The 19,705-nt window shown below is 75.0% G+C and carries 8 protein-coding genes; 4 read left to right on the forward strand and 4 right to left on the reverse strand.

Features of this window, described 5'->3' with window-relative positions; genetic code table 11:
• Window positions 1–7: 7 nt before the first annotated feature.
• The 3 genes from OG764_RS34315 to OG764_RS34325 are packed head-to-tail and all read right to left on the reverse strand — an operon-like array spanning window position 8 to window position 12,303.
• The gene (locus tag OG764_RS34315) at window positions 8–322 is read right to left on the reverse strand and encodes an acyl carrier protein (RefSeq protein WP_328972233.1); all 315 of its coding nucleotides are present in this window, start codon (window positions 320–322) and stop codon (window positions 8–10) included.
• Window positions 312–5,225 (reverse strand): polyketide synthase, encoded by a 4,914-nt coding sequence (locus tag OG764_RS34320; RefSeq protein ID WP_328972234.1) that lies wholly within the window; start codon window positions 5,223–5,225, stop codon window positions 312–314. The genes OG764_RS34315 and OG764_RS34320 overlap by 11 nt, the downstream gene beginning before the upstream one ends.
• Window positions 5,218–12,303, reverse strand: a complete 7,086-nt coding sequence (locus OG764_RS34325; RefSeq protein WP_443056138.1) for an SDR family NAD(P)-dependent oxidoreductase — start codon at window positions 12,301–12,303, stop codon at window positions 5,218–5,220. Before OG764_RS34325 ends, OG764_RS34320 begins: the two co-directional genes overlap by 8 nt.
• Before the next feature lie 552 nt (window positions 12,304–12,855).
• On the opposite strand from OG764_RS34325, the gene OG764_RS34330 reads away from it, so the two are divergent.
• Both OG764_RS34330 and OG764_RS34335 read left to right on the forward strand, forming a co-directional pair.
• A complete protein-coding gene (locus tag OG764_RS34330) occupies window positions 12,856–13,749 on the forward strand; it encodes a LysR family transcriptional regulator (protein WP_328972236.1) in 894 nt (297 codons plus the stop codon).
• Window positions 13,750–13,871: 122 nt separating this feature from the next.
• Window positions 13,872–15,089 carry a putative Ig domain-containing protein gene (locus OG764_RS34335; RefSeq protein ID WP_328972237.1) on the forward strand — a complete coding sequence of 406 codons (1,218 nt, stop codon included), beginning with the start codon at window positions 13,872–13,874 and terminating at the stop codon, window positions 15,087–15,089.
• Here the strand turns inward: OG764_RS34335 and OG764_RS34340 are convergent.
• Window positions 15,070–18,504 (reverse strand): NACHT domain-containing protein, encoded by a 3,435-nt coding sequence (locus tag OG764_RS34340; RefSeq protein ID WP_328972238.1) that lies wholly within the window; start codon window positions 18,502–18,504, stop codon window positions 15,070–15,072. The genes OG764_RS34335 and OG764_RS34340 overlap by 20 nt on opposite strands.
• A 213-nt stretch (window positions 18,505–18,717) precedes the next feature.
• Here OG764_RS34340 and OG764_RS34345 point away from each other — a divergent pair, with 213 nt between their 5' ends.
• The gene (locus tag OG764_RS34345; RefSeq protein ID WP_328972239.1) at window positions 18,718–19,038 is read left to right on the forward strand and encodes a hypothetical protein; all 321 of its coding nucleotides are present in this window, start codon (window positions 18,718–18,720) and stop codon (window positions 19,036–19,038) included.
• Entirely contained in the window at window positions 19,035–19,652 is a 618-nt protein-coding gene (locus OG764_RS34350; RefSeq protein WP_328972240.1) for a hypothetical protein, read from the forward strand. Before OG764_RS34345 ends, OG764_RS34350 begins: the two co-directional genes overlap by 4 nt.
• Window positions 19,653–19,705: the final 53 nt, after the last annotated feature.

Genomic DNA, 19,705 nt, shown 5'->3' on the forward strand with positions numbered 1-19,705 from the left:
GGCGGGCTCAGGCCGCCGGCGCCCGGCGCACGGGCCGGGCGGTGAGGGAGGCCCGGGTGATCCGCGCGATGTGGTCGACCAGTTCGCCGACCGACATGGCCAGGATCGCCTCCATGTCCTTCTCCGCGAGGAAGCCCATGAGATCGACCCGCGATCCGTAGCGCTCGTGCAACTGCTCGGCGAGTGCCACGAATTCGATGCTCTCCAGCGCCAGGTCCTCGTTGAACGTGGTCTTCATGGTGACCTCGTCGGCGAGGAGGAAGTCGTCGCCGACGATCCGGACGAGCATGCCGGTGATCTCGGCGAGGATGTCAGATGCCATGGCTGTTCTCCGTCGGGGTCGGGAGGCCTGCGGGGACGGCCTGCGGGGGTGCGGGCGGGTCGGCGACCGCGGCCCGGGGCGGGTCGGTGACCGTGAGCGGTGTGACTGATATGAGCGGTGTGACTGATGTGAGAGGTGTGGTCCAGGCGATCAGGTGGTCCTCGTACGTCGTCGTGCGGACGTGGTGCGTGCGGCCGACGGGGGAGTGGACCCGCAGGCCGCCGGCCGGGTCCTCGGACACCTGCCAGCGCACGAGCCGGCCGCCCAGTCCCGTGCCCTCGGCCTTCGCGGCGGCCTCCTTGGCGCACCACAGGGTGGTGACGGCCGCGGCCAGGCCGGTTCCGTCGCGGGCCGCGAGCCGTTCGGCGAGGCGGTGCTCGTCCGGGGTGAGGGCGATGCGGATCAGGGCTCCGGGGTCCTCGGCCACCGGCTCGACGTCGATGCCCACGGGCCCGTCGCCGTGCGCGAAGGCGACCGCGATCCGCTCCTTGTGCGCCAGGGACAGGTGCAGTCCCGCGGCACGGCCGCCGGGCACGGGGCGGCCCGCCCCGTCGTGCCCGACGGTGACCTCGGCCGGGAAGACCGGGCCGGCGCCCCGCTCCCACAGCAGCTGCCGCACGGCGTCCTTGGCGGCGATCCGGCCCAGCAGCCAGGGCGCGCGGGCGCGCGGCGCGAGCCGCTCGTACGCGTCGCGTTCGGCGGCGCCGAGGTAGCGGCGCATGACCAGTTCCTGCGAGGCGGGGTCGGCCCAGCGGCGGGTGGCCGCGCACCAGCCGCCGGGCTGAGGCTCGCCGATCCCGGAGACCTCCGGGGTGAACTTCATCGGCCACACCCGCTCGTCGGCGGCGAACCGGCGGTACGTCCAGTCCTCCAGGCGGGCCCACACCGCGCCGTCCGGCGTGCACAGCTCCACGTCGCCGCGTACCGAGGTGGCGCGCACCTCGCGGATACGGGCCGTCGCGGACAGGAGGGTGCCCGGCGCGGGCGGGGGACCGTACAGGCGGATCCGTTCGAGGACGGCCGGGAACACCAACCGGTCGGAATCCAGGCGCAGTTGCATCCAGTGGCCGAGGAGCTGCCCGGCGGCGTCGAGGAGGGCGCCCGGGGCGGGCAGGGCCCGGAGCACGCCGTGTATCCCGTCCTCGGCGACGGCGGTCACCTCGTGGACACCGGCGAAGCGGGGGCCGTGGAACATCCAGCGGTCCCGGTACAGGGCCTCCGCGGAGACCGGTGCGGGGCGTTCGGCGGTGAGCGGGGCCGTGTCGGGGGCGGGAGGCGCGTCGTGGCCGGCGCCGAGGCGCACCGTCACCTGCGCGCAATCGCCGATGTCGACCCGTACGCGGCCGTCGGCGGCCGGGCGGGTGGTGAACTCCACGTCGACGGCGGGCGCGACGGGAAGCCAGCGCAGGGCGCGCATGCCGTCGAAACCGGTGACGAGGTGCCCCGGCGGCCGGGTCGCGAGGGCGGCTTCGGCAGCCAGCTCCAGCATGGTGGTCATGGGGACGACGGGAAAGCGGTCGGAGTCCTCCGGCCAGTCGTCGGGCTGGAGGTAGACGCAGTGGTCACGGACGGAGGGAAGGACGTCGAGGGAGAGCCGGCGGGTGTACGAGCGGGGGCGGGCGGGCGGCGGGCCCGATGCGCCTGCCCAGTGCCCGAGGGCGGGGGTCGGGCCCGCGGCGGTGGCTGCGCCGGTCCGGGCCATGGGTGGGGTGGGCCGAGGGGCGGCTGTCAGGGCCGCCGCGACGGCGCGGGCGGCTTCGTGGGTCTCGTCGAGGACGGCGTCCAGCTCGGACAGGAGGACGGGGCGACCGGAGGCGGCCGGGATGCCGGAGGCGGCCGTGCCGGCCGGGGCGGCGAGCGGACCGTGCTCCGGGAGCGTGTCGCGGGCGGGTAAGGGGTCGAGGCGCGTGAAGGGGGAAAGGTCGGCGTGGGAGCTGCCGTTCGGCAGGGGCCACTGGTCCCGGAGGGCCTGCGCGGCGCCGTTCAGGTGGACGAGGGGGGAGCCGAGGTCGAGGCGGACCGGGTGTCCGGTGCGCTTCGGGGCGGGCCGGGCGGTGAGCCGGTCCCAGCGCGGCTGCAGGCCCTCCGTCCACAGGGCGGCCGCCAGGTGGCGCAGGGCGTCCATGCCCGACAGGCGGGGGGACGAGGCCGCGGCGGAAAGGTGTTCCGCACCGCGCAGCGTGTCGTCCACGAAGCCGGTCAGGCTGCCCGGCCCCGCAGAGACGAAGGCCCGTACGCCTTCCGCGTGCAGCCGCAGCGTCAGGGCGTGGAAGTCGACCGGCTCCAGCAGGTGCCGGACCACCAGCTCCCGTATCGCGTCCGGTTCGGACGGATACGGGGCGGCCGTGGTGGCCGACCAGACGGGGAGCGCGGCCGGCCGCAGCGGCAGGCGCCGGAAGGCGGCCCGCACCTGACCCAGGTACGGCGCCCACATCGGTGTGTGGAAGCCGGACCGGAAGGGCAGCTCCTGGCCGGGAACGCCCTCCGCGGCCAACCGGCCCAGCACCGAGGAGATCTGCCGCTGCGGGCCGCAAACGACCGACTGGTGCGGGCAGTTGTCATGACTGACGGCCACGCCCTCCAGTCCGTGCAGGGCTGCGCCCGCCTGCTCCGCGCCGCAGCCGAGTGCCGCGTACACGAGGTCCGGCACCTCCAGCGAACCGGGGCGCCGCAGCGAGTCGAGGAAGGTGTCGACGGCGTCCTGCGGGTACATTCCGGCGGCCACCATGGCGGCCCACTCGCCGAGACTGTGTCCCGCGAACAGGTCCGGTTCGACGCCGAGTTCGGTCAGGACCCGGGCGAAGAAGCGGCCGGTGGCGAGGGCGTCGAGGGCCCGCTCGACGAGCTCGCCGCCGCCGGTGAGCGCGGGGGCGGCAAGGCCGAGGCGGGCGGCCACCTCGGTCAGGGCGGGCGCGAACTCCGGTTCCAGGCCCGGGAAGAGGAGCGCGAGCTTCCCGCCGGGTTCGGCAGCGTACGGCCCGAGGAGCGGCCGGGGCGTGAACCACACCCCGCCCCGGCCCCGCCAGGGGCGGGCGCGGGCGAGGACCTTCGCGGCGAGCGCCCGTCGCTCCGCGGTCGGATCGGCGATCGCCAGCCGGCACGGACCACCGTGCTCGGCCGCGGTGGACGCGGAGGCGGACGTGGCGATAGAGGCGGCGGACGTGGCGGTGGAGGCGGCGACGGTGTCCTGCGCGGACCCGTGGTGTGGCGTGGGCGCGGGTCCGTGATCAGGGGTGGGACCGTGACCGGGGGTGGACCCGTGGCCGGACGTGTTCCCGAACACGGGCTCGGGGTCCGTTGCGGCCAGGAGCCGGGCCAGCGCCTCGGGGGTCTCGGCCGTGAGGAGGAGTACGGATGCGGAGGCCGGGGCGGCGTCGGCGGGCCGGCGCGGGCGGACCGTGGTGCGCGCGGTGCCGCGCGGAGCGGAGCCCGAGACCGGCAGGGGCAGGAACCGGCGGGCCGGAAGCGGCGTCGCCGCACGGGCGCCGGGAGCCTCCTCCAGGATGACGTGGGCGTTGATGCCCCCGAACCCGAAGGCGTTCACCGCGGCCCGGCGCGGTGCCCGGCCCGGCTCCCAGGGCTCGGCCGCGTGGACCGGGCGCATCCGGGTCCGGGCCAGGCCCTCGTGCGGATCGTCGAGGTGGAGGGTCGGCGGCAGCACCCCCTCGTGGACGGCGAGCGCTGCCTTGATCAGTCCGGCCATGCCGGAGGCCTGCATGGTGTGCCCGAGCATCGACTTGACCGAGCCCAGCGCGACGGCCCCGGCAGCGGCACCCCGTTGCCCGAACACCCGCTCCAGGGTGGCGAGTTCGGCCTCGTCACCGACCGGCGTCCCGGTTCCGTGTGCCTCCAGGAGGCCGATCGACCCGGCGGCCTGCGGGTCGAGGCCCGCCGCCGCCCAGGCCCGTTCCAGCGCCTGCACCTGACCGTCCACCAACGGGCTCATCAGGCTCGCCGCGCGGCCGTCGCCCGCGACACCGACCCCGCGTATCACCGCGTACACCCGGTCGCCGTCCCGCTGCGCGTCCGCGAGCCGCTTGAGCAGCACCACACCCGTCCCCTCGGACAGGAGCGTGCCGTCGGCCCGCCGGTCGAAGGGGCGGATGTGCTCGCTGGGGCTCAGCGCGCCCAACTGGGTGAACACGCTCCACAGCGTGGCGATGTGGCAGTGGTGGACGGCCCCCGCCACGACCAGGTCGCAGCGGTCGGCGGCCAGCAGGCCGACCGCCTGGTCCACGGCCAGCAGCGACGACGCGCACGCCGCGTCCAGGGTGTAGGCGGGGCCGCGGAAATCGAGCCGGTTGGCGGTCCGGGCCGCGGTGAAGCTCGGCACCAGACCGATGGACGCCTCCGGCTGCTCCGGGCCCAGGGCGCCCTGGAAGGCCTCCCTGATCGCGGCGATCCGGGCATCACCCAGATCGGGTGCCAGCTCGCGCAAGGTCGCACTCAACTGATGTGCCGTGCGCACCCGTTGGTCGAGGCGCGCGGTCGCCACTCCCATGAATCCGCCCCGGCCCAGCACCACGCCGATCCGGGACCGGTCGGCGGGCAGCCGGTCCTCGCCGCCCGCGTCGGCGATGGCCTCGGCGGTCGCGTGCAGGGCCAGCAACTGGTCCGGCTCGGCGCCGGACACGGCGGCGGGCATGATGCCGAAGCGGGTCGGGTCGAAGGCGGCGAGGTCGTCGACGAAGCCGCCGCGCCGGCAGTAGAAGCGGTCGCTGCCGGGCGGACCGTCGGGGGCGTAGTACACCTTCGGATCCCAACGCCCGGGCGGCACCTCGGTGATGGCGTCGACACCGGCGAACAGGTTGTGCCGGTACGCGGCGAGGTCACCGGCGCCCGGGAACACGGCGCCCATGCCGACGATCGCGGCATCGGTGGGACGAGGACGGGGCTCAGCCATGGTGGACCCCCTGCCCGCCGGCCCCGTCCGCGCCGTCCGCCATGAGGACGACCTGCGGATCCGTCCCGTGGAGGAGTTCCGTCAGGAAGGCCTCCGTGCCCGCGTCCGGCTCGATGAGCGCGATGCCGCGCCGCGCGTACGCGCGCTCCAGCTCCGGGGTGACCATGCCGCCGGCGTCCGAGGCCCACGGACCCCAGTCGACGGCGAGGACACGGCCCGGGGAGGCCGCGGACCAGGTGTGGGCGAGGGTGTCCAGAGCGTCGTTGGCGGCCGCGTAGTCGCTCTGGCCGCGGTTGCCGTACACGCCGGCGACGCTGCCGAAGAGGACCAGGAAGGCGGGGCCGGCCGGGCCGCCCCCGCCCGCCGTGCCCGTACCCGTACCCGCGCCCCCGCTCTCGTCGGCGGCCGCGACCGAGGCCGCGAGGTTGCGGGCGCCGGCCACCTTCGTGGCGAAGACCTCGGCGAAGGACTCCGGGTCCTTGTCGCGCAGGAGGGCGTCCCGGATCAGGCCCGCGCCGTGCACGATGCCGTCCAGCCGGCCGTGCCGGGCCCGGACGTCGGCCACGACGGCGCGCACGGCGGCCTCGTCGGTGACGTCGGCGCAGTGGTAGCGCACCGACGCCGCCGTGCCGGCGAGCGCGCCCAGGGTGTCCCGTACCTCCCGGGCGGCCAGGACCCGGGAGGCGGCCGCCTCGATCTCCGCGGGCGTGCGCAGCCCTCCGGAGATCAGCGCGGCGCGCAGGGCGACCCGGTCGTGTGCCGAGGCGAGGGCGGGGTCCTCGGCAGCCTCGGGCGGGGGCGTACGGCCGATCAGCTCGACGTGGCAGCCCGTGGCGCGGGCCAAGGCGAGGGCGGCGCGGGCGGTGATGCCGCGGGCCCCGCCGGTGATCACCACCACGCCGTCGCGGTCCAGGCGGAGCCGCGGGGGCCCGGCGTCCGTGAGGGGAGCGGGCACGGTGCGCAGGACGGTCCGGGTGCCGTCGGTGTAGCCGACCGCCACCGGCTCGTCCGGGGCGCACAGTTCGGCGAGCAGGTGGGCGGCGATGCGCTCCGGGCGGTCCTTGGGATCGACGTCCACGGCCCGTACGAGGGCCCCCGGGCATTCGAGCGCGGCACTACGGGCGAACCCGCGCAGCCCGAGCCCCGGAACCGGATCCGGCGCGCCCGGACCGTGCCCGAACGCCCCGCCCGCCGCCGTGCCGACCACCAGCCACCGCACCCCGCCGACCAGGGCGTTCCGGAACCGCTCGAACGCCCCGGGCAGTACGGGATCCGGCGCGGCGCGCAGGGCGCTCAGATCGACGAGGCCGTCCACCCCTTCGGCGCCGGCCGCCTCCTCCGCCGGCACGGTGCGCACCCGGGCGCCGTGCGACTCCAGCAGCGCGGCGAGCGCGGGCGCCACCCCCAGCCCGTCCTCGACCACGGCGAACGTCCGCCCGGCCAGCACGTCCGCCGGATCACCGGCGGCGGCGGGCCCGACGGGAACCGCCTCGACGCGCAGCCGCACGGGGCGGCGTACGAGGGCCGGGCCGCGCCCGTTCCCCTCGGGAGCGGCGACCGCCCGCCCGGTGCCGTGGCGTTCGGTGCCGTGGCGTTCGGTGCCGGTCGGGGAAGCGGCCGGGGAAGCGGTCGACGGAGCGGCCGACTGAGCGGGCTGGGAAGTGGGCTGGGGAGTGACCGTCGGAGCGGCCGGCGCCGGTTCGTGAGCCGTGATCCAGTCCACGATCCCGCGGAGCGTCTTGATCCGGGACAGTTCCTCCACTGCGGACTCTGCGGCGCCGCCGTCGATCCGGTCGGGCAGGCCGATGCGGTCGGCGAGCGCGCCGATGATCTCCACGCGCTTGATGGAGTCGACCGAGAGGTCCGCCTCCAGGTCGAGATCGGGGTCCAGCATGTCCCGCGGGTAGCCCGTACGGGTGTGGACGATCTCCAGGACCGCGTCCATGACCTCGTCCGGGGTGAGCGGTCCCCGAGCGACAGCGGCGGAACGAGCCGCGTCGGTGTCGGAACCGGCCGCATAGGTGTCGGAACCGGCCGGGTCGGCGGCGGACTCGCCCGCCGCGCCCGTGTCCCGGGCGCCCGCCGCTCCAACCGCCGACTCGTCCCACGCCCCGCGCCACGCCTCGGCAGCCTCCCCGGCCGCGTACCGCGCCTCCGGACGGACCGGTGCCGCAGTCGGTTCGATGCCCAAGTAGCCCAGCAGTACGTCGCGTTGGGCCGCCACCAGCTCCCGCGCGCAGCGCAGGTACTCCAGTACCGCCGCCTCCCGCCGGTCCGTGGCCTCACTGCCCTGCGCGCGTACGGGGTCACGATCCGCCGCCCCCACACCTTCGGGCAGCCGGACCCGCCGGGCCGGTTGCAGGCCGCCCGCCACCGGCGAGCCGTCCGCCGTGCGCACCAAGTGCCCGTCGACCAGCCAGCCGGGCCGCCGGGGCGCCCGGTCGGGCAGCAGGGCCGTACGCCCCTTGAACAGCGCCTCCGGGTCGATCGGCACTCCGGCCGCCGCCAACTCGGCCAGTGCGGAGAGCAGTTGTCGCAGCCCGGGCTCGCCGGGGACGTCGCAGGCGACGACCGTGTGCGGGCGGCCGTCCAGGATCCTGCCGACCAGGCCCGTCAGCACCCGGCCGGGCCCCGCCTCGACGAACGTCCGTACTCCGGAGGCGTACATGGCCTCGATCTGGTCCACGAAGCGGACGGGTTCTGCCACTTGACGGGCAAGCAGTTCCCGCACCTCCGCGGGTTCCGCGGTATACGGCCGGGCCGTGGCCGTCGACCACACCGGTACGGACGGTCCCGCCACGCGTGTTCCGGCCAGTTCGGTCGCGAGCGCGTCCGCCGCGCCGGCCACGACCTCGCTGTGGAAGGCGCAGGCCACGGGGATGCGTTCGCCCCGCAGCCCGGCGGCGCGCAGGCTCTCCAGCGCGGCCTCGACGGCCGGCGTGGGACCGGAGAGCACGCACTGGGACGGTGCGTTGTGGTTGGCGATCACGCACCCCGCCCGCTCGGCGATCTCCCGTACCTGCTCGGGGGCGGCCGTCACCGCGGCCATCGCGCCGGGGTCCGCCCCGGCGGATTCGAGGATGGCCGTCGCCCGGCGGCCGCTCAGGCGCAGCAGCGCCGCCGTGTCGAAGGAACCGGCCGCCCAGAGCGCAGTCAGTTCTCCGTACGAGTGACCGGCGGTGCAGTCCGGCCGGACGCCGAGCGAGCCGAGCAGCAGGTGGACGGCCGTGCCCGCCAGGCCCAGCGCGGGCTGGGCGACGCGGGTGTCCGTGACCGCGTCCCGCTGCGCCGACCGCTCCTGCGGCGTGAACGCGGCCGGCGGGAACATCGCCGCCACCACCGGCGCCGGAGCCTGGGCCAGCAGGGCCCGCAGCCGCGGGAAGGCGACGTACAGGTCCCCCAGCATCCCGGGGCGCTGGCTGCCCTGCCCGGGGAACAGGAACGCCACCTTTCCGGGGTCCGCCCCCGCGGCCCGTACGTGCACCCCGTCGCCCGCCGTGAAGGCGCGGGCCAGCTCCAGCTTGGCGGCGAGGTCGTCCAGGCTCGCGGCGATCACCGAGACCTGGACCGGGCCCGCTGCCGTGGCGGCGGTCTCGGCGGCCAGGTCGCGCAGCGGCCACGGCCGGCCCGCGCCGTCGTTCTCGGCCAGCCGGGCCGCCAGACGGTCCATCGCCCGCGCCGCCGCGTCGTGGTCGGCGCCCCGGAAGCAGAACAGCTCGGCCGGCCAGGCGTCCAGTCCGTGCGCGGGCTCCTCCTCACAACCCGCCAGCACGGCGTGGTAGTTCGTGCCGCCGAAGCCGAAGGCGCTCACGCCCGCGATCCGCTGCTCCACGGGTACCGCCCACGGCCGGGCCTCGGTGTCGAAGAAGAACGGGCCCGTCCCCGCCCGCCAGTCGGGGTGCGGGGACTCCAGGTGCAGTGTCGGCGGGCGCACGCCGGCGTGGACCGCACGGGCGGCCTTGATCAGCCCGGCCAGTCCGGCGGCGCACTTGGTGTGGCCGATCTGGGACTTGACCGACCCGAGCGCACACCCGGCCCCGGCCTCGGCTCCTCCCTTGTGCGCGGACTCACCGAACAGGGCGGTCAGTACGGCGAGTTCGGTGCCGTCGCCGACCACGGTGCCGGTACCGTGCGCCTCGACCAGTCCCACCTCGGCCGGACCGACGCCCGCCCGCTCGTACGCGCGTTCCAGGGCGCGCCGCTGGCCGTCCGGCCGGGGCGCGGTGAGCCCGAGGGAACGCCCGTCGCTGGCGGCGCCGACGGCCTTGACGACCGCGTACACCCGGTCGCCGTCCCGCTGCGCGTCCTCCAGCCGTTTGAGGACGACCGCCGCGACGCCCTCGCCCAGCGCGATTCCGTCGGCGGCGGCGTCGAACGGGCGGCACCGGCCGGTGGGGGACAGGGCCCGCACGGACGCGAACATCAAGTAGTCGTTGATGCCGTTGTGCACGTCGGCGCCACCGCACAGCACCATGTCGCTGTCACCGGCACGGAGTTGACGGCACGCCAGGTCCAGAGCGGCCAGCGACGACGCACAGGCCGCGTCGACGGTGCAGTTAGCGCCGCCGAGGTCGAGCCGGTTGGCGATCCGGCCCGCGATCACATTGGCCAGTACGCCCGGGAAGGAGTCCTCGGTGAGCTTCGGCAGCTGGCCGTCCAACTCCGGCGGCAGTTCGCCGAGATAGCCGGAGTAGAGCGCGCGGAACCCGTAGGCGCCCGCCAGATCCGTACCCGCCTCCGCGCCGAACACCACCGACGTACGCGAGCGGTCGTAGGTGCGTCCGCCGCCGTAGCCGGCGTCCGCGAGGGCGCGGGCGGCGATCTCCAGCGCGAGCAGCTGCACCGGCTCGATCCCGGACAGCGAGGCCGGCGGGATGCCGTGCGCGAGCGCGTCGAACGGCACCGGCGGCAGGAAGCCGCCCCACCGCGACGGGGTGCGCTCGCCCGCCCGTGCCGGATCGGGGTCGAAGTGGAGCGCCGGATCCCACCGGTCGGCCGGCACCTCCGTGACGGCGTCCCGGCCCGCGACGATGTTCGCCCAGAAGCCGGCCAGGTCCGCCGCGCCCGGATAGGCGCAGGCCATCCCGACGATCGCGATGTCGAGCGGTTCGGCGGGCTTCGGCGCGGGCGGCGCGGCCGGGGCGAGCTCCCGCGCCCGCCGCTCGAGGAACGCACTCGCCCCCTCCGTCACCTGCGCGTGCAGGGCGGCCACCGTGGTGGCGGCCGAGCGCGCGGTCGCGGCCTGGCCGAGCATGAACAGGCCGTCCCGCCGCTGCTCCTCCCCGCTCACCGGCAGAAGACCCGAACTCCCGTGTCGCAGACCCTTGCTGGCGATGCGCAGCCGTCCGAGATTGAGCCGTTCCAGCTCCTCCCACACCTCGCGCGGGCTCGCGCCGTCCTCCGTCAGCCGCAGCCGGGCCGTCTCGAACGTCCCGGCGTACTCCGTCGCCGCGCACCGTGTGGCGTGCCCGGGCGCGGTCCGCAGCAGGACCGTCTCCTCGCAGTCGAGGGCGGCGGCCTGGAAGCCGGGCAGTACGGCGCCCGCGGTGACCGCCTCGGCGGTGAACAGGTAGGCGGTGCCCATCAGCACGCCGATCCGGGCGCCGCGCTCGACGAGCGGCGCGGCGGCGACGGCGGCCATGGCGGCGGACCGCTCGTCGTGGATGCCACCCGCGAACAGCACGTCCAGCGCCGGGACGTCCTCGTACGCCAGCAGCCGTTCGATCTGCTCCTCCCACAGCGCGAAGGAGCTCCGCGGGCCGATGTGACCGCCGCACTCCAGGCCCTCGAAGACGAACCGCCGTGCGCCCTCGGCGAGATACCGCTCCAGCAGACCCGGGGAGGGGACGTGCAGATACGTCCGCGTGCCCGCGGCCTCCAGCGGGGCCGCCTGGGCCGGCTGCCCGCCCGCGATGACCGCGTACGGGGGGCGGATCGCGGCCACCGCGGCCAGTTGTTCGGCCCGCAGCTCCGGCGGCGCGAAGCCGAGCAGGCCCACGCCCCACGGCCGGCCTCCCAGCCGCCCGGCGGTCTCCGAGAGCAGGGCGCGGACCTCGTCCCCGGGCATGACGGCGAGCGCCAGGTACGGCACGCCACCCGCGTCCGCGACGGCCTCGGCGAACGCCGCCCGGTCGCTGACGCGGGTCATCGGGCCCTGGGCCACGGGCAGATGCGCGGCCGAGGGCCGCGGCCGGAGCGGGGCGGTCGCCACCGCCGCGTCCAGATGGGTGGCGAGAGCGGCGCGTACGGCCTGCACCACGCCGCCCGTGGTGCGGTGACGGGCGGCGAGCCGTGCGGCGAAGGCCGCGTCCTGGCCGAGCGGCACGGCGTGGGTGTGCAGCCCCCGGGCGCCGAGCCGGGCCGCCATCTCGGCGGGGTCCGGCGGGGTGAGGTCGGGGCGGCTGTAGATCCGGTGGCCCGCGACGATCACGGTCTCGCTGCCGTCCATGGCGCGCACGGCGGCGGCCACGTCACCCGGGAGCGCGGCCTCGCCCTCGGTGGTGAGGGCGAGTTGGGAGTCGAGCACCACCCCGGCGGCGCCGCCCGCCACGGCGGCCGCCGCGGTGTGCGGGCCGATCCCGCCCTGGACGAGGACGGGGACCGTCATGTCCGGGTCGGCCAGCAGTCGTTGCAGCAGGACGAACGCGGTCAGTTCGCCGACCCGCCCGCCCGCCTCGTGCCCCTTCGCGACGACCGCGTCCGCCCCGGCGGCCACCGCCGCTGCCGCCTCCCGCGGGCTGGTCACCTCGGCCCACACCCGCCGGGCCCCGCCGGCCGCCCAGGCGGCCGGGTGCGGCTGCTGGGCGGGATCGGCCAGCAGTACGGTGTCCACCTCCGCGGGCAGCTCGTCCGGCCAGACGGGGCAGCCGGCGGGCACGCGTACCCCGAAGGGCTGCCGCAGGGTCCGCGCCACGTCGGCCAGGGCGCGCCGGGCCCGGCCGGCGTCTCTGCCGAGATCGAGCAGGCCGAGCGCGCCGGCGCGCTCGGCCGCCACGACGATCCTCGGGTGGGGCTCCTCGAAGGGGCTGACCGCGACCACGAGGTCACGGACGGCGGAACGGACCGGCTGGGGGGTCACAGGCGCTCCTGACATGCCGAACGGGCAGGGGGGACCGGGAGGTCGGGGCAGTGGGTCGGGGTGTGGCGGCGCGCGAGCAGGCAGGACGGAACCGGGCACCGAGCGGTGGCGCCCACAGCGGAGGTGCGGAGAGCGGGGGTGGGGCCGTGCGGCGAGGGACCGTGCAGGTCAATGGGGGTCGCGAGGGTCCGCTCACGCCGATCCGGAGGCGCACTCGTCCCGGGTGGCCGCCGGTGGTGCCGTCATGCCGCGTTGCATCGTGCGGTGGTCGCCTTTGACTGTCAACGCCTTCGTTGGCACGGTCCATTCGCGTCTACTCGCCCGGCGGACGCTGCGGAATCCGTGGCTTTGGATCGCTGCCACCGCTGCCGCCTGCGGTGTTGTACGCGTCCGGGCCGCCCTTTCCGCTCGGTGGTGGGGCCCGGCCCGGATGCCGGTCATGCCGTGTCGGTATGGCTCGGGCCCCCACGCGGTATGGAGGCCTCCGCAATCGGGCAGTTGTTCACTCTGCTGCCCCTTACACCTGGACGATCCTGGAGTTACCGTCCGGTCATGACCCCCACACTCGCGCAGCTTCGATACCTCGTCGCCGTCGCGGACTGCCGCTCCATCACCGGCGCGGCGGCTTCGGTGTTCGTGGCACAGTCCGCCCTCTCCCGTGCCGTTCAGGCCATGGAGCGGGACCTCGGAGTGGAACTTCTCGCCCGCCGCGGCCGTGGCGTGGACCTCACGCCCGAAGGCACCCGGGTGGTCCGGCTGGCCCGTACGGTCCTCGACGCGGTGGAGGCGATCGACGACGTCGGCGCCTCGCACGCCCCGAAAGCCCGCGCCACCCTGCACCTCGTCGCCACGCCGACCCTGGCGCTCGACCTGGCCGTCGACCTCGTGCCCGCTTTCACCGCGCGCAGCCCGGGGATCGACGTACGGCTGCACCAGCACGACAGCAGGGAAGCGCTCGTACAGGAACTCGTCGACGGAACCGCCGAGTTGGGGCTCGTCGACCTGCCGGTGGACAAGGAGCTGTCGGTACACCACATCCAGGAGCGGGAGGTCGTGCTGATCTCACCGCTCGGCACCAGGCTGCCGGACCCGCTGCCCTTCCGGACCCTCGACGGCCTGGACATGGTGCTGCCGGCGCCGGGCACGGGCCGCCGTACGGAACTGGAGGCGATGTTCAGCTGCCTGGGCGTACGGCCCGTCCCCACGCTGGAAGTCAACGAGCGCCTGGCCTGGGTCACCGGCGTCATCGACGGCCGGGGCTCGCTCATCTGGTACCGGGACGTCGTACTAAGGGCGTTCGGCCGCCGCGCCGAAGTCCGTTCCTTCACACCGCCGTTGCTGCGGCCGGTGGGAATCGTGCACGCCAGACGCCCCCTGAGCCGTGCCGCCCGCGCGTTCCTCGCACACGCCCGCCACAACTCGCCGGTACGCGAGCCCAGTCGCTGAAGCGGCACGCCACCACCGGGAGAGTCGTCACGCGTGCGCCATGCCCGCCGGGCATCGCTCGATGCCCAACGTGCGGGTGCCTGCCGCTTGGGAACTCCGGCCACCGCGGCCACATTGTGCGCATGCCCCGACTCCACGTATCCCCCCGGGCCGCGGCGGCCGCCGCAGGCCTCGCCCTGCTGTGGCCGGCCCCCCAGACCGCGGCCGCCTCCACAGCCATCCCCGCAGTCGCCCCCACCGCCGCGGAGACCGCCCCCGCATCCGTGTCCGCGGCCCCGCAGCGCGCCTGCACCCTGCCCGCCGGACTGGCGGAGATCAGCGGGCTCGCCGCGAGCACCCGCCATCCCGGCGTCTTCTACGCCGTCAACGACAGCGGTAACACCAACCAGGTGTTCGCGATCGACTGCACCGGACCCACCGGACAGCTCAAGGCCACCCTCACCGTCGCCGGCACCTCCAACACGGACTGGGAAGCGCTCGCAGTCGGCAAGGACCCGGCCGGCCGTCCGACGGTCCTCGTCGGCGACATCGGCGACAACCTCAGCGGCCGCGCCGAACTCACCGTGCACGGCTTCCCCGAACCCGACAGCCTCGCCGGACCCGCCACCGTCACCCCCGTCACCCACCGCCTCGCCTACTCCGACGGCCGCCACGACGCCGAATCGCTCCTCGCCGACCCCGCGACCGGCCGGCTGTACGTCGCCAGCAAGCTCATCGGCGCCCCCGGCAAGCTCTACCAGGCCCCGCTGCCCCTTCAGCCCGGACAGCCGAACACCCTCACGCCGGTCCGCCCCGGCCCCGTCTTCGCCACCGACGGCGCCTTCTCACCCAACGGAAAGTCGTACACCCTGCGCAGCGGCGGACCCCTGGGGGCGAACACCGCCACGGTGTACGACGCCACCACCGGAACCAAGCTGGCCGACGTGGCCCTGCCGACCCAGCCCCAGGGCGAGACCGTGACGTACGCCGACTGCGCCACGCTGCTCGTGGGCTCCGAGAACGACACCCAGCTCTGGCGCGTGCCCCTGCCCGCCGAGGCCGCCCCCGGCTGCGACGGCACCACACCGCCGCCCACCGGAGACCTGAAGATCGCCAACCCCGGCCCGCAGGCGTGCAAGTTCAACCAGTCCTGCACGATCCAGCTCACGGCGACCGGCGGCAAGCCGCCGCTGCGCTACGCGGCGACCGGCCTGCCCTGGGGCCTGACCGTGGACGCCGCGACCGGCCGGATCAGCGGCAAACCGTGGGCCACGGGCACCGTCCAGATCACCGCCACCGCCACGGACGCGACGGGCGCCACGGCGACCACCGCCTTCCCGCTCACCTTGACCTGGGTGTAGCGCGAGGCAGTTCTGCCAACGGGTCGCCGCGGACGATGACGAGGCTCTGGTTGGGCGCGTACGCGGCTTCGGCGGGGTGTTGGTGCGCGATCAGGCCATGCCGTGCCGCGTGCACGAGCGCGGTTGCCTCGTCGCCGCGTCGGCCTACGATGTCTAGAGCGTTCGTGGCGGCGAGCAGGCCGAGCCGGGCGCACGCCAGCGCCCGGGTGTCGGGGGGCGTGTGCCGGTCACGGACCGTGGTGATGAGTTCCAGGCTCTCGTTCACCAGGGTGCGTGCCCGGTGGAACAACGGCTGGGCTCTGGTATCGGATGGAGGGTTCCGGAGGAAGCCCTGAACACGGCGCAGGGAAGACGCCGGATCCTCCGAACCCCGCGTCGTGAGCCCCAGGGATGCGATCTGCCCGATGGCCGTCAGGTAGGTGTCGAGGTTCACGAGCGCCGAAGGGCTTTCCTGGCCGGGAGGCACCGAGACGTCGGGGAAGGTGAGGAAGGCCGAAACGGCGATCCTCACGGCCGGGGTGTGTGAGACGAGGGCAAGGTCGAGGACCTCGTCGAGGATTTCGCCGTGATCGAGGCTGAGGTCGAGGGCGGGCTCGAACTCGTGAGCGAGTTCGCGGGACAGGGCGAAGTCGTGAACCCGCTCCAGTGCAAGGTCGAGGTCGCCGACCGGGCCGAGATCGCCGACCAGGTCGGCGGCGTCGGGGTGGTCGAGGGCGAACGCCAGGGCGTAGCCGAGTTCGCCGGCCGGGGTGTCCTCGAGAGCCGGTGCGAGGGCCCGGGCAAGACCGGGTCCGAGCGCCCGGGCGAAGGCGTCGGCCCGGGCGAGGTCGGCCGTGAGGGCGCGGACGGGCTGTTGGATACGGCTGAGAGTACTGACGCGGGTGATGTCGTGCGCCTCGTGGATGGCACGGTCGAGTCTGTCCCGGAGGCCGCGGGCGTGGTCGTGGGCGTGGGTGAGTGCGCGGGCGGGGTCTCCGGTGCGGTGGAGGTCGAGCGCTCCGACGAGGTCCTGGATGTACTGGAGGGCGAGCTCGCCGGGGGTGAAGGCGGTGATCCGTGTGCGGGCGCGCGCGACCGAGAAGGCGACGGATCGTGCCAGAGCCGACTCCAGCGGTGCGAGAGCCGGGTTGCCGGGGAGCGCGGGAGCTTGCGCGATGGCGGTGACAAGCACCCTGATCCAGCCCTCCACCCGGGCGCGCTGCGGAGGCGTGGCGATCAGCAGGCGGAGGAGGCGGGTGGCCTCCCGGCGGTCGGCGGCGGGAGTGGAGCGGACGCGTTCGGCGCTGGGCGTGTAGGGCCAGGGGACGTCCGGCGGCTGGTGCAGCAAGGTTCGGGTGCCGTCGTCGGCCCAGACGGTGTGCCGGGTGAGGTGGTCGGCCAACGCGGACGCGGAGGCGGGCAGTTCCGCGGGAGCCGGCACCTCCTCTGGCCTCGGCAGCCGGTGGACGTGGCTGTCGGTGACGGCGTTGAGCCAGGCGACGAAGCGTTCGGCATCGCCGGCGTGCATCCCGACAGCCGCCGCCGTACCGTCGTTGTCGCCGCCGGTGTCGAAGCTCTCGGGGTGGTGCAGTCCGGCAGCCCGCTCGTCCCGGACGAACAGGTCGTACAGGTCGCGGGTCACGGGATGTACGCACAACTCGGTGGTCTCGTTGAGCGCGATGGTCGCGCGCAGGGCACGGGTGGCCTGGATGCCGGTGAGGAGTCGCTCGCGGGCAGGGTCGGCGGACCGGTCGGACGGGGAATTGTCCAGCACATCCTGGAGGCGGGCGCGCGTGTCGGGGGCGACCGTCCTGGCCTGGTCGGCGCACTCGAAGGCCAGGGCCAGCGCCGGGACGGTGCCGGAGTCCAGGCAGGCGGTGATGACGTCGGTGGCGTCGTTCCTCGCGGACCACAGCAGGACGGTCTCGCGCCACCACGGGTCGCCGACGTTGCCGGTCAGCAGGCCGGTGTCGGCGTGCGGCGAGCCGAGGAGGGCGGCCGCGAGGTACTCCTGGAGGGTCAGGTGTGCGAACCCGTACAGGCCGTGGTCGCGCTCGACCAGGAGGCCGCTCTTGCGGGCCTCGTCGAGGAACAGCTCGGGGGCGACGTTGCGGGGGACCTGGCGCAGCGGATGGCGGATCGCCGTGACGGCGTCGCGGACCGGCCAGTCCCGGACCCGGGCGCGCATCATGGCCAGGGCCAGGTGCTGGACGACGTGCTGTTTGTGCGGGCCGCCGAGGCCCGTGGCGTCGCGCAGGCCGCGGGCCTCGTAACGGCGGTGCAGCAGTACGTCGCACATCTCCGCGTACAACTCGGCGCGACTGCCGGGTAGCTGGCCGCGGTAGCGGTGCACGTTCGCGATCATGGTGAGCAGCAGGGGGTTCGAAGCCAGGTCGTACAGCGCCGGCTGGGCCTGGAGGCGCGCCAGGAGGTCCTCGGCGATCCGGTCCGCGGCGGACCGCACCTCGCGCCGGGTGTCGGCTCGGGCCCGCAGCCGGGCCGGCAGGCGGTCCTCGCCAGCCTGGGCCTCGCGCCGGGTGAAGGCGCGGGCCCGGCTCTCGGTCGCGTACGTCCACCGGTGCAGGAACCGGGAAATCTGCTCCCCGGTGAACCGCCTTACCTGGAGCACCTCGGCGCCCGGCAGCGGGTTCGACTGGTAGCCGTGCGGACGCGAGGTCACCACGTAGATGTTGCGGGGGTGCCGCTGGGTCTGCCGCACGACCCAGGCGATCACCCGGCCCCGCTCGGCCGCGTCGGCGACCTCGTCCAGTCCGTCGAGCAGCACCACGCACCCGCCGGCGTCGAGTCTGCGCTCCAGCCAGCCCGCGGACACCTTCCCCTCCAGCCAGCCCGCCGACACGGCGACCGTGCCGAGCCGGGGCGCCTCGTCGGCCAGCAGCGCGGCGGCGTGGTCGCGCAGGTACAGCAGGACCGGCAGCCGCCGCCGTTCCCACGGCCACCAGCGGCGCTCGCACATCGCCAGCGCGGTGTTGCGGGCGAGCATCGTCTTGCCCGACCCCGGCCCGCCGAGCACCGCCAACACCCTTGCTGCCGCGCCCTGTTCGGCGTCGCGGAGCACCGACTCCAGGTTGCGCCGCCGACCAGGAGCCGCGGCCTCCGCGCCGGGCACCGAACCCAGGTACGGCTCCCCGGCCGCGGCCTGCAGTGTCCGCGGGGCGAGGCTGACGTCCACGTACACCTGGTGCATGCGCAGCACGAACTCGCTGTGCGTCGCGACGCCCACCGTCTCCATGTCCCGCACGCTCGCCCGCAATTGGCGCAGGTACACCCGCCGGCCGCCGCGCGCGGTATCGCCCCCGGGCGTGGACGGGACCCGCGTCTCCGTGTAGAGGAACGCCAGCACCGCCACCGCGAGCGAGACGTACAGCCACGTCCAGCTGAACTCCCCTTCGGAGAGGATCTGATTGACGGCCACCCCCACCGCGACCGTGAGCGCCGAACTTCCCAACACCCGCCCTACACGCCGAATCCCGGCCATCCCGTCCCCCCTGCTCCCCGCGTACCAGCGGTACCCTTCCCGCCCGTCCCGCCTCCCACCCGCCCCACCGCGCGGGACTCCCTTCCGGCGCCACGGCCGACTGTCAACATTTCCTTGACAAAGGAGGCGCGTCAAGGAAACCTTGACGTTGTGAACGCTTCTTCGAATTCCCCGATCGAGGCCGCTCCCGCCGGAGCCGCCAATTCCGCCTTTTCCTACGTGCTGGGGCTGCTCACTCTCGCGATCAGCCTGATCGCCATGGTCATGACGCTCGCCGACGACCTCGGGGCGGGGGCCACCGCCGCGCTCATCGCGGCGGACCTCGTACTGGTCGCCGCGATGGGGGCCGTGTTCGCCACGCTGCGGCCGCAAGCCGTCGACGGCGGGGAGCGGCAGACGCGGGACGAGGAAGTGCTCGACGCGCTGGAGCCGTTGGGACCCGCTCGGGGCGCCGGGACCGACGGGCGATGAGCGGGGACGAGCTGCTCAGTCCGCAGGAGATCGCCGCCATCCGGGAAGAGATCGCGGGCGCCGTCCTCGGGGCACCCGAGGGGCTCGCCGAGTCCCTGGAGCGCGACCCGGAGAGCTTCCTGCGGCTGGTGGCCGCGGCTCGTGTCGGTGCCGAGGAATCCAGCCGGCTCCTGCGCGAGGCCATCCAGGGGGCCAGGGCTGCGGGCCACAGCTGGGACAGTCTGGGTGGCGTGTTGGGGGTGAGCCGGCAGGCGGCCCAGCAGCGGTTCGCCGTCAAGACGCCCGCCGCGAAGGCCGGTTCGGTCGAGGGCGGCCCGGACCGGGCCGAAGCTCCGGACGGTGCTCCGGGGCGCCGGGTCATCAAACCCGTCACCGCGTTCAACGAGATGGCCGAACTCGACGCCGCCGGGCGCGGCGGCTGGCACCTCGTCGACTACGGACCGCTGTTCCTCGTGGTGGAGGCCTCCGACCGGATCTGGGAACACCGCCGGGTCTTCGGCGGGCAGCGCCGCCGCATGAAGGCCGAAGGATGGACGCAGGTGGGCGCGGGCTCCTTCCCCTGGCGCTACTACAAGCGACCTACGGACCGGTCCGCCGGCGAGCGGCCCGCCTGATGGCCGGCCGCCGGGTGCGACGCCCGGGGAGCCCCGGCACGTAGGCCCCGGCG

It is taken from the genome of Streptomyces sp. NBC_00239 (assembly GCF_036194065.1).
GTDB lineage: Bacteria > Actinomycetota > Actinomycetes > Streptomycetales > Streptomycetaceae > Streptomyces.